This is a genomic window from Pseudomonas sp. AP19, from assembly GCF_001728855.1.
Lineage (GTDB): Bacteria > Pseudomonadota > Gammaproteobacteria > Pseudomonadales > Pseudomonadaceae > Aquipseudomonas > Aquipseudomonas fluorescens.
Window position 1 is genome coordinate 34,919 of record NZ_LXJP01000034.1, and the last position, 12,284, is coordinate 47,202.

General features: G+C 61.2%; 12 protein-coding genes. 6 read left to right on the forward strand and 6 right to left on the reverse strand.

All coding sequences use genetic code 11. From position 1 onward, the window contains the following. Positions 1-67: 67 nt before the first annotated feature. Both A7D21_RS21770 and A7D21_RS21775 read right to left on the reverse strand, forming a co-directional pair. Positions 68-1,366, reverse strand: coding sequence for an MFS transporter (locus A7D21_RS21770; RefSeq protein ID WP_069552665.1), 1,299 nt, complete (start codon positions 1,364-1,366; stop codon positions 68-70). 288 nt (positions 1,367-1,654) lie between these two features. Further along, positions 1,655-2,197 carry a chalcone isomerase family protein gene (locus A7D21_RS21775; protein WP_069552666.1) on the reverse strand — a complete coding sequence of 181 codons (543 nt, stop codon included), beginning with the start codon at positions 2,195-2,197 and terminating at the stop codon, positions 1,655-1,657. A 234-nt stretch (positions 2,198-2,431) separates the two neighbouring features. On the opposite strand from A7D21_RS21775, the gene sthA reads away from it, so the two are divergent. Continuing rightward, the gene (gene sthA / locus A7D21_RS21780) at positions 2,432-3,826 is read left to right on the forward strand and encodes a Si-specific NAD(P)(+) transhydrogenase (RefSeq protein WP_012722857.1); all 1,395 of its coding nucleotides are present in this window, start codon (positions 2,432-2,434) and stop codon (positions 3,824-3,826) included. A 42-nt stretch (positions 3,827-3,868) separates the two neighbouring features. Here the strand turns inward: sthA and A7D21_RS21785 are convergent, their stop codons facing one another. Together A7D21_RS21785 and A7D21_RS21790 are read right to left on the reverse strand one after the other, a co-directional pair. After that, the gene (locus A7D21_RS21785; RefSeq protein ID WP_069552667.1) at positions 3,869-4,591 is read right to left on the reverse strand and encodes a glycerophosphodiester phosphodiesterase family protein; all 723 of its coding nucleotides are present in this window, start codon (positions 4,589-4,591) and stop codon (positions 3,869-3,871) included. Between the two features lie 44 nt (positions 4,592-4,635). Next, the gene (locus A7D21_RS21790) at positions 4,636-5,220 is read right to left on the reverse strand and encodes a PilZ domain-containing protein (protein WP_053255052.1); all 585 of its coding nucleotides are present in this window, start codon (positions 5,218-5,220) and stop codon (positions 4,636-4,638) included. Between the two features lie 94 nt (positions 5,221-5,314). Between A7D21_RS21790 and A7D21_RS21795 the strand changes: the two genes are divergently transcribed. From A7D21_RS21795 to A7D21_RS21805, 3 genes are read left to right on the forward strand one after another with little or no spacing between them, the layout of a single operon-like run. Continuing rightward, a complete protein-coding gene (locus A7D21_RS21795) occupies positions 5,315-6,565 on the forward strand; it encodes a lipoprotein-releasing ABC transporter permease subunit (protein ID WP_053255053.1) in 1,251 nt (416 codons plus the stop codon). Positions 6,566-6,572: 7 nt separating this feature from the next. Beyond that, the gene (lolD, locus tag A7D21_RS21800) at positions 6,573-7,256 is read left to right on the forward strand and encodes a lipoprotein-releasing ABC transporter ATP-binding protein LolD (RefSeq protein WP_017477213.1); all 684 of its coding nucleotides are present in this window, start codon (positions 6,573-6,575) and stop codon (positions 7,254-7,256) included. Between the two features lie 59 nt (positions 7,257-7,315). Further along, on the forward strand, positions 7,316-8,560 hold the full coding sequence (locus A7D21_RS21805; RefSeq protein WP_053255055.1) for a lipoprotein-releasing ABC transporter permease subunit: 1,245 nt from the start codon (positions 7,316-7,318) through the stop codon (positions 8,558-8,560). Positions 8,561-8,666: 106 nt separating this feature from the next. On the opposite strand, the gene A7D21_RS21810 is transcribed toward A7D21_RS21805, so the two are convergent. Both A7D21_RS21810 and A7D21_RS21815 read right to left on the reverse strand, forming a co-directional pair. Further along, entirely contained in the window at positions 8,667-10,022 is a 1,356-nt protein-coding gene (locus A7D21_RS21810) for a heavy metal sensor histidine kinase (RefSeq protein WP_069552684.1), read from the reverse strand. Then, the gene (locus A7D21_RS21815) at positions 10,019-10,699 is read right to left on the reverse strand and encodes a heavy metal response regulator transcription factor (protein ID WP_053255056.1); all 681 of its coding nucleotides are present in this window, start codon (positions 10,697-10,699) and stop codon (positions 10,019-10,021) included. Before A7D21_RS21815 ends, A7D21_RS21810 begins: the two co-directional genes overlap by 4 nt. A 156-nt stretch (positions 10,700-10,855) precedes the next feature. Between A7D21_RS21815 and A7D21_RS21820 the strand changes: the two genes are divergently transcribed. Continuing rightward, a complete protein-coding gene (locus A7D21_RS21820) occupies positions 10,856-11,377 on the forward strand; it encodes a plastocyanin/azurin family copper-binding protein (protein ID WP_069552668.1) in 522 nt (173 codons plus the stop codon). A gap of 66 nt (positions 11,378-11,443) precedes the next feature. Beyond that, positions 11,444-12,274 carry an NADPH-dependent 7-cyano-7-deazaguanine reductase QueF gene (gene queF, locus A7D21_RS21825; protein WP_069552669.1) on the forward strand — a complete coding sequence of 277 codons (831 nt, stop codon included), beginning with the start codon at positions 11,444-11,446 and terminating at the stop codon, positions 12,272-12,274. Positions 12,275-12,284: the final 10 nt, after the last annotated feature.

Genomic DNA, 12,284 nt, shown 5'->3' on the forward strand with positions numbered 1-12,284 from the left:
AGCTCCCACATTTCGACTTGTGAACACAGTCAAATGTGGGAGCTGGCTTGCCTGCGATAGCGGTCTGTCAGGCGCCGCCAACCACTGAGGCCTGCGCCGTGCGCAGCTCATGCCGATTGCCCTTGAACAGGATCAACGTCGCAATCAACCCCAGCACCGCCGCCCCACTGAGCCAGATCCCCGGCGCCGCCTTGTTATCCAGCACATGGATCAGGTAGGTGCAGGCCGCCGGCGTAAACCCGCCGAACGTTGCGGTCGCCAGGCTGTAGGCCAGGGAGAAGCCGGTGGTACGCACTTCCACCGGCATGATCTCGGTCAGCGCCACCACCATCGCACCGTTGTACGAGCCGTACAGGAACGACAACCACAACAACACAATCAGCAAGTGGTTGAAGCTCGGGTTGGCCACCAGCCAGGACAGCGCCGGGTAAGCCGTGAGGATCGCCAGAATCGTCGCACCCAGCAGCAGCGGTTTGCGCCCGATCTTGTCCGACACCGCGCCCATCACCGGCAGCCAGATGAAGTTGGAAATGCCCACGCACACCGTCACCAGCAGCGCATCGAAATCCGAGAGGTGCAATTCGGCCTTGCCGAAGGTCGGGGTGTAGGCGGTGATCAGGTAGAACGACACGGTGGTCATTACCACCAGGGCCATACCCGCGATGACGATGCCAAAGTTCTGACCGATCGAACGAACGATTTCCTGCAGGGTAGGGCGGTTTTTACGCGCCTGGAACTCAGGGGTTTCTTCCAGCGAGCGGCGAATCACGAAAATCACCGGCACGATCAGGCAGCCGATCAGGAACGGCACGCGCCAGCCCCAATCACCCATCTCTTCCGGGCTGAGCCAGTGGTTGAGGCCCACACCCAGCAAGCCGGCGAACACCACAGCGGCTTGCTGGCTGGCGGACTGCCAACTGACGAAAAAGCCCTTGCGGCCGGGTGTGGCGATTTCTGCCAGGTACACCGACACACCGCCCAGCTCGACGCCGGCAGAGAAACCCTGAAGCAGTCGACCGAACAGCACGATCAGCGGCGCGGCCACACCCAGGGTGGCATAGCCGGGCACGCAGGCGATGAGGATGGTGCCGGCGGCCATCAAGGCCAAGGTGATCACCAGGCCTTTCTTGCGGCCGTGGCGGTCGATGTAGGCACCGAGGAAGATTGCGCCCAGTGGCCGCATCAGGAACCCGGCGCCGAAGGTCGCCAGGGACAGCATCAACGAGGCAAACGCGCTGTCGCTGGGAAAGAAGGTTTTGGCAATGGCTGTGGCATAGAAGCCATAGACCATGAAGTCGAACATCTCTAGGAAGTTGCCGCTGACAACGCGAAAAATCGCTTTGCCTTTGCCCGTGGTGGTGGACATGTCATGCACTCATTTTGGCTGTCTTATTAGTGATCCCTGGTCATCATTCGTCCCTGCTGTAGTTTTGTAACAATATGTGTATTGGCCATTACAGGCAATAAAAACTGATAGCAAGCTGACGATTTGCCGCAAGAGCCGAGGGCGAATAGAGGTCAATGTGGGAAACCCCTGTGGGAGCTGGCTTGCCTGCGATAGCGGTGTGTCAGGTAGCAAATGAGTTGCCGACCCACCGCCATCGCAGGCAAGCCAGCTCCCACATTGGTTTTGCGTTGTTTTCGAGGGTTGCGTTCAGTTGAGGAGGCTGTTGCGCAGGCTGTCCGACAGGCCTTTCGGTGCCAGCCAAATGCCCAGATAGGCTTTTGCCAGCTCATCATCGCGACTGCTGAACACCACCTGCTCGTTGATCTCCAGGTTCAACCCACGGCCAGGGCGAAAATCCAGGGCGTAACGATCACCGCTGCGGATGTTGCGAAAGCTGGCGTGCAGTTGATCCAGTTCGGGCTTCAAGCGGGCGAGGGTGGCGCTGCTTTGCTGGCGCTTGAGGGTGGTGAGGGCGGCCTTGATCACATCGTTGCGGTCGATGTCGCGAAAGTAGTACAGCACCAGGCGCAGGTCCTGCTGTTGGTCGAGGGCCTGTTTGGCGCCGAGGTTGGCCGGGGCGTACAACGCGGCCGCGTAGACATCGGCCCACAGATAGACCAGCACTGCCTGGTTTTTCAGGACCAGCGCATGCGATTGCCTGGGGAAATCGGCTTGCTTGAGCCGATCCGCCTCACTGGCCTGCACTGCAAGCGAAAAAATCATCATTAAACAGAAAACGACATACCGCATAATGGTTCGTCCCGCGAAAGTGAGTGTCAGTAGTCTAATTCCAAATTCCGTGTTCTGTAGTAAAGGCAAGACTGGCCTACGACGCGACCAAGGGTTAATGTTCGCGGCGTTGAGCCTTATATAGACTGTGCCCCGGCTCACACACTTGAGCCAAATTGTCCTTCATGCCCGCTGGCCGCGGCATGATTTAGCCAGGCGTCCAACCGTACGCCTGGCCTGTTCTGAGGAGTACGCATGGCTGTCTACAACTACGACGTGGTGGTACTGGGTTCCGGCCCGGCTGGAGAAGGTGCGGCGATGAACGCCGCCAAAGCTGGGCGCAAGGTGGCGATGGTCGATAGCCGTCGCCAGGTCGGCGGTAACTGCACCCACCTGGGTACCATCCCGTCCAAGGCCTTGCGTCACTCGGTGCGCCAGATCATGCAGTTCAACACCAATCCGATGTTCCGGGCCATTGGTGAGCCGCGTTGGTTCTCGTTCCCGGACGTGTTGAAAAGCGCCGAGAAAGTCATCTCCAAACAAGTCGCGTCGCGCACCGGCTACTACGCCCGTAACCGTGTCGACCTGTTCTTCGGCACCGGCAGTTTCGCCGATGAGCAGACCGTTGAAGTGGTCTGCGCCAATGGCGTGGTCGAGAAGCTGGTGGCCAAGCACATCATCATCGCCACCGGTTCGCGCCCGTATCGCCCGGCCGATATCGATTTCCACCACCCGCGTATCTACGATAGCGACACCATCCTGAGCCTGGGCCACACCCCGCGCAAACTGATCATCTACGGCGCCGGTGTGATCGGCTGTGAATACGCCTCGATCTTCAGCGGCCTGGGGGTGCTGGTCGAGCTGGTCGATAACCGTGATCAGTTGCTGAGCTTCCTCGACTCGGAAATTTCCCAGGCGTTGAGCTACCACTTCAGCAACAACAACATCACCGTGCGCCACAACGAAGAGTACGAGCGGGTCGAAGGCCTGGACAACGGTGTGATCCTGCACCTCAAGTCCGGCAAGAAGATCAAGGCCGACGCCTTGCTGTGGTGCAACGGCCGTACCGGCAATACCGACAAGCTGGGCATGGAAAACATCGGGGTCAAGGTCAACAGCCGTGGCCAGATCGAAGTGGACGAGAACTACCGCACCTGCGTGACCAACATCTATGGCGCCGGTGACGTGATCGGCTGGCCAAGCCTGGCCAGTGCCGCGCATGACCAGGGCCGTTCGGCGGCCGGCAGCATTGTCGACAACGGCAGCTGGCGTTATGTGAACGACGTGCCGACCGGGATCTACACGATTCCCGAGATCAGCTCGATCGGCAAGAACGAACACGAACTGACCAAGGCCAAGGTGCCTTACGAAGTGGGCAAGGCGTTCTTCAAGAGCATGGCGCGTGCGCAGATCGCCGGTGAGCCACAAGGCATGCTGAAGATCCTGTTCCACCGCGAAACCCTGGAAGTCCTCGGCGTGCATTGCTTCGGCTATCAGGCTTCGGAGATCGTGCACATCGGTCAGGCGATCATGAGCCAGCCGGGTGAGCAAAATACCCTCAAGTACTTTGTGAACACCACGTTCAACTACCCGACCATGGCCGAAGCCTATCGGGTAGCGGCCTACGACGGCCTCAACCGGCTTTTTTGAGCGGCTCCGGCCGGTGGCCTGAGCCGGCCGGGGAGACCGATTTCAGTAATTCTCGAGGGTGGCAGTGGCCAAACCGGGAAAGTCTGTAATCAGGCTATCTACGCCGAAGTCGGCGAGCCTGCGCATCAGCGCAGGTTCGTTGACGGTCCACACGGACACATGCAAACCCTGGCGCTGGGCTTTTTCCAGCCGCTCGGGGGTGCACAACGTCCAGTTCAACGCCAGAAACTCACAGCCGTAGTTTTGCGCGACCTTCAACGGGTCGAGCCAGGCGTATTCGGCGACCAGCCCGCGTGACAGGTCCGGGGTGAGTTCGACGGCGGCTTTGAGCACTTCCCGCGAGCTTGAGGTCACCGTGACCTTGTCCATCAGGCCGAAACGCACGGCCATCTCGCGAATGGCCAGCACCGTGGTCGCGGCGCGGGTGCGTGAGGCGCTTTTGACTTCCAGTTGCCAGTGATCGAAGTCGCACTTTTCGAACAGTTCTTCCAGGCGCGGGATCGGGCACGGGCTGACCCAGCCTGGGCCGCCTTTGCGCGCGTCGATCTTCACAAGGTCGGCTGCCGAATACTCGACGACTTTGCCGCGCCGGTCGGCCGTGCGCTTGAGGGTCGGGTCGTGGATCACCATCAGCTCACCGTCCATGGACAGGTGCAAATCCAGTTCGCAGCGGCGTACACCGTGCTTGAGGCACTCCTGGAAGCTGGTCAGGGTGTTTTCCGGTGCTTCGCCTTTGGCACCGCGGTGGCCGTAAATCAGGGTCACAGTTGCTCCTTTGCGCCAGGTTGTCTGGCGGGGTGAATACGAATTCAGGTGTCTTGGGCGTCGCTCTGTTCCCGTGCCAGGCGTCGTTCCTGGGCTTGTTTCTGCAGAATGTAGCGCGCCAGCAGTTGGCGCTGGGCGTCGGTCATGGATTCGAACTCAGTGCCCACGTCAAATGCGTCCCCCTCGGGGTCGCAATGGGTGACGCGGGCGCGCAGCAGCAAGCCGAGCGCCTGGGGCATCAGCACCAGCTTGACGGCCAGGTGAGCACCGAGTGCCAGGGGAGTGGGGTGCTTGAAGTCAATGCCGCCCTCGGAAATGACCACCGGCTGCGGCGCGCCCACCTCATCGAGGAGGCCGCGGGCCATGATCTGGCTGAGCAGATCCACGCGTTTGTTCTGGACTTTGAGGAAGGCTGCCAGGCTGCGATCTTTCTCGTTGATCTGGCGCAACAGGTGCTGGGCTTCGAATTCGCTGAGGTGCAGTTCGCTGAGCAGGTTGAACAGCGGAGAATCATCCAGCAACACTTCCTTGCTCGCCGCTTCCGGGGCAGACAGTGTGCTGATTTGAAGTGCGATCATGTCGTCGATACGGTAGTATTCGCGGCGTTCTTCTTCATCTAATGTCGACATGGCGAACCCAAAGTAGCGGTAATGGTCTGAGTGTAAAGCTGCTTACCTGACCCCGCCACCGGGACGTCTTCTTTTCCTCCGAACAAGCCCCGACATGTTCAGACCTCTCTTCGTATTTATTGGCACGCGTTATACCCGTGCAAAGCGCCGCAATCATTTTGTGTCGTTCATTTCCCTCACCTCGATGATCGGGCTCGCCTTGGGCGTGGTCGTGATGATCGTGGTGCTGTCGGTGATGAACGGCTTCGACCATGAGATGCGCACCCGCGTGCTGGGCATGGTGCCCCACGCGACCATCGAGTCCGATGAACCCATCAGCGACTGGCCAAGCCTGGCCGACAAGGTCAAGCAGAACCCCAAGGTGGTGGCCGTTGCGCCATTCACCCAGATGCAGGGGCTGCTGACCAACGACGGCAAGGTGCAGAAAATCCTGCTCAATGGCATCGACCCGGCCCAGGAACGAAACGTGTCGATCATCGACAAGTTCATGTTGCAGGGCAAACTCGACGACCTGGCCCCCGGCAGCTTCGGCATCGTGATCGGCGATAAGGCCGCGGCCAAGCTCGGCGTGGGCATCGGCGACAAGCTGACCTTTGTCGCGCCGGAAGTCACCGTGACCCCGGCGGGCATGTTCCCGCGCATGAAGCGCTTTACCGTGGTCGGCACCTTCCACGTCGGCGCCGGCGAGATCGACGGCTACCTCGGCCTGACCAACCTCACCGACCTGGCACGCCTGCATCGCTGGCAGCCGGACCAGGTGCAGGGCCTGCGCCTCAAGTTCAACGACCTGTTCGACGCACCGCGCGGCGCCTGGGAAATCGCCCAGCACCTGGGTGAATCCAAGTACTACGCCCGCGACTGGACCCGTACCCACGGCAACCTGTACCAGGCCATCCGCATGGAAAAAGCCATGATCGGCCTGTTGTTGCTGCTGATCGTCGCCGTGGCCGCGTTCAACATCATCTCCACCCTGGTGATGGTGGTGAACGACAAGAAGGGCGATATCGCCATCCTGCGTACCCTTGGCGCCACGCCGGGGCAGATCATGGCGATTTTCATGGTGCAGGGCACCGTGATCGGCGTGGTCGGCACCTTGATCGGCACCGCCGTCGGCATTTTGGCCGCGCTGAACGTCAGCGCCGCCATCGCCGCGCTGGAAAAAGTCATCGGCCACAAGTTTCTCAACGCTGACGTCTACTTCATCGACTACTTGCCGTCCCAGGTTCAGGCCCAGGACGTGTTGATGGTGGGCGGCGCCGCGTTGGTATTGAGTTTCCTTGCCACCCTGTATCCAGCCTGGCGCGCGGCACGTACCCAGCCAGCACAGGCCTTACGTTATGAGTGAATCGGGCATGAGTGAAAAAGCGATTTTGAGCTGCCGCAACCTGGGCAAATCCTACGAGGAAGGTCCGGAATCGGTGGTGGTGTTGTCCAACCTGCAGCTGGAACTGCACCCGGGCGAGCGCGTGGCGATCGTCGGCAGTTCCGGTTCGGGCAAAAGTACCTTGCTCAACCTGTTGGGCGGCCTGGATACACCGTCCCAGGGCAGTGTATGGCTGGCCGGCGAAGAATTGTCGGCCCTCGGTGAGAAGGCGCGCGGTCAACTGCGCAACCGTTCGTTGGGTTTTGTCTACCAGTTCCACCATTTGCTGCCGGAATTCACTGCCCTGGAAAACGTGTGCATGCCGCTGCTGATCGGCAAGACCGCGATCCCGGAAGCCCGCCAGCGCGCCAAGGCGTTGCTGGAGCGCGTCGGCCTCGGCCATCGCCTGGAGCACAAGCCGGCCGAGCTGTCCGGCGGTGAGCGCCAGCGCGTGGCGATTGCCCGCGCGCTGGTGAACAACCCAGGCCTGGTGATGCTCGACGAGCCGACCGGCAACCTCGACTCCCACACCGCCCAGGGCATCAAGGATTTGATGCTGGAACTGAGCACCCAGATGCGCACCGCGTTCCTGGTGGTGACCCATGACATGAGCATGGCCCGCCAGATGGACCGCGTGTTGCACCTGCAGGAAGGTCATCTGGTCGCCATCTGACCCGTTTCAAGCCCGGCGCCTGGCGCTGGGCTTTTTCATTTTTTCAACGGTGCCCGCGAATGTTCAGACCGTTATCGATTTTCATCGGCACGCGCTATACCCGCGCCAAGCGCCGCAACCGTTTTGTTTCGTTTATCTCGATGACCTCGATGATCGGCCTCGCCCTGGGCGTGCTCGCGATGATCGTGGTGTTGTCGGTGATGAACGGCTTCCAGCGCGAAATGAGCACACGCATTCTCGGCATGGTGCCGCACGCCACCATCGTCGGTGTGAACCCAATTGATGATTGGCAGCCGGTGGCCGCTGCGGCGATGAAGAACCCGGAAGTCACCGCAGCGGTGCCTTTCACGCAGATGGACGGCATGTTCTCCTACAAAGGCGCGATGCAGCCGATCGAGATCAGCGGCGTCGACCCAGCCCAGGAAGGCAAGGTCTCGATCGTGGCCCAGCACATTGTGCGCGGCAAGCTGGAAGACCTGAAAGCCGGCGAGTTCGGCGTGGTCATCGGCGACATCACCGCACGGCGCTTCCGCCTGAACGTGGGCGACAAGCTCACCCTGATCGTCCCGGAAATCAGCACGGCACCGGGTGGTATCACCCCGCGTATGCAACGTTTGAACGTGGTCGGTATCTTCAAGGTCGGCGCCGAGCTGGATGGCTCCATGGCCTTGATCAACATGGCCGACGCCGCCGAGATCCAGCACTGGCAGCCGAACCAGGTGCAAAGCGTGCGCCTGGCGGTGAAGGACCTGTACGCAGCGCCCAAGGTTTCGGCGGACATCGCCGCCAGCCTGGGCGCGGCCTACAAGCCGGATGACTGGACCCACACCCAGGGCAGCCTGTTCAGCGCGATGAAGATGGAAAAGACCATGATCGGCCTGCTGTTGCTGATGATCGTCGCCGTCGCCGCGTTCAACATCATTGCCACGCTGATCATGGTGGTGAACGACAAAGGCGCCGACATCGCGATTCTGCGCACCATCGGCGCCACGCCACGGCAGATCATGGCGATCTTCATGGTGCAGGGCACGGTGATCGGCATCGTCGGTACCTTGATCGGCGGCGTGCTGGGGGTGATTGCGGCGTTGAACGTGAGTGAGTTGGTGGGTTGGCTGGAGCGCGTGAGCGGCCAGCATATCTTCAGTTCGGACGTGTACTTCGTCAGCAACCTGCCTTCGGAACTGCAGGGCGGCGATGTGCTGCTGATTTGCTCGGCGGGGTTTGTGTTGAGCTTCTTGGCGACGCTGTACCCGGCGTATCGGGCGGCGAAGATTGAGCCGGCGCATGCGCTCAGGTATTCGTAAAGTCTGAGACCGCTATCGCAGGCAAGCCAGCTCCCACATTTGAATGTAGTCACACATCAAAATGTGGGAGCCGGGCTTGCCCGCGATAGGGCCGGTACAGCTTGCATCAATCTGCTGTTGGCAACTCAATCACAAATCTGGTCCACCCCGCCCCGGACTCACAGTACATCCTCCCGCCATGCGCCCGCACAATCGACTGGGTAATCGCCAACCCCAGCCCCGCATGCTCGCTGCTGCCTTCACGGCGCGCCGGGTCCGCACGGTAGAACCGATCAAACAACCTCGGTAACAGCGCCGCTGGAATGCCTTCGCCGGTGTTCTCCACTGTCAGCGTCACGCCCTGTTTGCGTTCAACTATCCGCACCCGCACCTCGCCACCGGCCGGGGTAAACCTGAGCGCGTTATCGAGCAAATTCGACAACGCCCGGCGCAACATGCCGCGATCACCCGCCGTGTGCGCGGCGCCCTCGCGCACCAGGCTCACGTGGGCGTCCTCGGCCAACAAGGCGAAGAACTCCAGCAGCGCCTCCACTTCAGCTTCCAGCACCAAGGCTTCGCGCTTGGGCATGAGCAGCCCGTGATCGGCCTTGGCCAGGTACAACATGTCATTTACCAACTGCGCCATCCATTGCAGTTCTTCCAGGTTGCTGTGCAGCGTTTCGCGGTAATCCTCCAGCGGGCGCGGCTGAGTGAGGATGACCTGGGTGTGGGTCAGCAAGTTCGACAGGGGCGTGCGCAGTTCGTGGGCGATGTCGGCGGAGAAGGCCGAGAGGCGCTGGAACGAATCGTCGAGGCGGCCCAGCATCGCGTTGAAGGCCTGGGCCAGTTCGGCGAGTTCCACGGGCATTTGCTGCTGGGGCAGGCGTTGGGTCAAGGAATGCGCCGACACCCCGGCGGCCACTTCACTCATGCGCCGCAACGGCCGCAAGCCACTGCGTGCCGCCCAGGCGCCGAGCAGCGCGGTGGCCAGCGCCGAGAGGCCGACGGTCAGCCAGATCAGATGCTGCATGCGTTGCAGGAAGTGCTGGTGATGGGTGATGTCGAGCATCAGGCTCAGTTGCGGCGAGCCCGGCTGGTTTGGCAGCAACGGCACGTTGTACACGCGGTAGTCGGTGCCGTCGTTTTGCAGGCTGTGCAGGCCTGGCGCTGCGGGCAGTGCGACGCCCGGTGCGCCGTCATACCAGCGCTGGCCGGCGGCCGTAATGCGCAACGCCAGGTCGGGTTGCCGGTTGAGTTCAGTGCGCAATTGCGCTTCGCGCTGGGCGAACAACTGTGGCGTATCCACACCCTGCAACGTGCTGCGCAGCGCCACCAGTTTGCCGTCGAGCAACTGTTGGTCGAGTTCGACAAAGTGCGCCTCACTGGCCTGGTTGAAGAGCACGCCGGCGATCAACGAGACCACCGCCGTGCACGCCGCAAACAGCAGCGCCAGGCGGCTGGCCAGGGACAGGCGCTTGATCAATTGCACCGTTCCTCCAACACATAGCCCATGCCGCGCACGGTGTGGATCAGCTTGTTGGGGAAGTGGTCATCGACTTTCAGGCGCAATCGGCGGATCGCCACTTCGATGATGTTGGTGTCGCTGTCGAAATTCATGTCCCACACTTGAGAGGCGATCAGCGACTTGGGCAGCACTTCGCCCTGGCGGCGCAGCAACAGCTCCAGCAGCGAGAATTCCTTGGCGGTGAGGTCGATGCGCTGGCCGTCCCGTTCGACGCGGCGGCGGATCAGGTCCAGGCGCAGGTCAGCCAGTTGCAGCGCGGTGTCCTGCGGTGTGCTGCTGCCACGGCGCAACAGGCTGCGCACCCGGGCCAGCAGTTCGGAAAAGGCGAAGGGTTTGACCAGGTAATCGTCGGCGCCCAGTTCCAGGCCGTGCACGCGGTCTTCCACCGCATCGCGGGCGGTGAGGAACAGCACCGGGAGGTCCAGGCCGGCACTGCGCACGGCCTGCAGGATTTGCCAGCCGTCACGGCCCGGCAGCATCACATCAAGGATCAACAGGTCGTAATCACCGGTCAGCGCCAGGTGTTGCCCGCTGGTGCCGTCGGCGACCAATTCGGTGGTAAAGCCCGCCTCGGTCAGGCCCTGGCGCAGGTAGTGGCCGGTTTTCGGTTGGTCTTCAACGATCAGCAGTTTCATGGGCAGCTCTTGGCAGCGGGTCACGATGGGCTTTATACCGTGGGCGCCAGGGCAGGGGCGCAACCTGACAAAGTTGTAATCTAGCAGTCAGCTGGCTGGCAGCGGGGCCATCTTAAAGTGCTGAGCAAGCTGGACACACTTTTTTGGAGAAGCGTCATGGCATTGCGTACACCACTGTTATTGGCGGGCTGTTTGTTGGCGTTAAGCGTTAATACAATGGCCGATGAGGCCCACACCTACGCGTTTGGCCACCCGGCACCGGCCGATAAAGCCACGCGCACCGTGGAAGTCACCCTGCAGGACATTTCCTTTTCGCCCAAGGCGCTGGATGTAAAAGCCGGTGAGACCGTGCGCTTTGTGCTGGTCAACAAAGGCCAGTTATTGCACGAATTCAATCTGGGTGATGCGGCGATGCACGCCGAACACCAGAAAGAAATGCTCAAGATGCAAGCCAGCGGCATGCTCACGGCCACCGGCATGGGCAAGATGGATCACGCCGCCATGGGGCATGGCGATATGGGCGGCATGAAGCATGACGACCCCAACAGCGTGCTGGTCGAGCCGGGCAAGTCCGCCGAGCTGACCTGGACCTTCACCAAGGCCACCGGTCTTGAGTTTGCCTGCAACATTCCGGGGCATTATCAGGCGGGCATGGTCGGCAAGCTGACCGTTGAGTGAGGCGATTCTTAAGGGCGGGAGCAAAGGCTGGTAGACTGGCGCGGTTTATTTAGCCAGGTTTCCGCCATGCATCCCGCAGCCGAACATTCGCCGCTGGGCAAGTCCAGTGAATACATCTCCACCTACACGCCGTCGTTGCTGTTCCCGATCCCTCGCGCCGCCAAATGGGCCGAGCTGGGCCTGAGCGCCGAAACCCTGCCGTACAAAGGCGTGGATTTCTGGAACTGCTTCGAATTGTCCTGGTTGCTGCCGTCGGGCAAGCCGGTGGTGGCCATCGGTGAATTCAGCATTCCGGCCGAGTCGCCGAACATCATCGAGTCCAAATCTTTCAAGCTGTACCTCAATTCGCTGAACCAGACCGCGTTTGCCGATACGGCCAGCCTGGAAGCCACCTTGCGCACCGACCTCAGCGCCGCCGCAGGCTTGCCTGTGAGTGTGCGCATCCGCAGCCTGGCCGAGGTTGAGGCCGAAGGCGTGATGGCGTTGCCGGGGGCGTGCATTGACGACCTGGACATCAGCGTCAGCAACTACGAGCACCCGCGCCCGGAACTGCTGCGGTGCGACGACTCACGCATGGTTGAGGAGAGCGTGCACAGCCACCTGCTCAAATCCAACTGCCCGGTCACCAGCCAGCCGGATTGGGGCAGCGTAGTGGTGGAGTACCGTGGCCACGCGTTGGATCACGCCAGTTTGTTGGAATATATCGTGAGCTTTCGCCAGCACTCGGACTTTCATGAACAGTGCGTGGAGCGCATCTTTTTGGACTTGCAGCGGTTGCTCAAGCCCGAGAAGTTGACGGTGTATGCACGCTATGTGCGGCGCGGTGGGTTGGATATCAACCCGTATCGCAGCACGGAAGATGTGCAGTTCCAGAACGTGCGCCTGGCTCGCCAATAAGCATCACCCA

Bases quoted from the DNA above. Each gene is read 5' to 3' on its own strand.
- A7D21_RS21770 (WP_069552665.1), bottom strand. From the start codon at position 1,366: ATGTCCACCACCACGGGCAAAGGCAAAGCGATTTTTCGCGTTGTCAGC.
- A7D21_RS21775 (WP_069552666.1), bottom strand. From the start codon at position 2,197: ATGCGGTATGTCGTTTTCTGTTTAATGATGATTTTTTCGCTTGCAGTG.
- sthA (WP_012722857.1), top strand. From the start codon at position 2,432: ATGGCTGTCTACAACTACGACGTGGTGGTACTGGGTTCCGGCCCGGCT.
- A7D21_RS21790 (WP_053255052.1), bottom strand. From the start codon at position 5,220: ATGTCGACATTAGATGAAGAAGAACGCCGCGAATACTACCGTATCGAC.
- A7D21_RS21795 (WP_053255053.1), top strand. From the start codon at position 5,315: ATGTTCAGACCTCTCTTCGTATTTATTGGCACGCGTTATACCCGTGCA.
- lolD (WP_017477213.1), top strand. From the start codon at position 6,573: ATGAGTGAAAAAGCGATTTTGAGCTGCCGCAACCTGGGCAAATCCTAC.
- A7D21_RS21805 (WP_053255055.1), top strand. From the start codon at position 7,316: ATGTTCAGACCGTTATCGATTTTCATCGGCACGCGCTATACCCGCGCC.
- A7D21_RS21815 (WP_053255056.1), bottom strand. From the start codon at position 10,699: ATGAAACTGCTGATCGTTGAAGACCAACCGAAAACCGGCCACTACCTG.
- A7D21_RS21820 (WP_069552668.1), top strand. From the start codon at position 10,856: ATGGCATTGCGTACACCACTGTTATTGGCGGGCTGTTTGTTGGCGTTA.
- queF (WP_069552669.1), top strand. From the start codon at position 11,444: ATGCATCCCGCAGCCGAACATTCGCCGCTGGGCAAGTCCAGTGAATAC.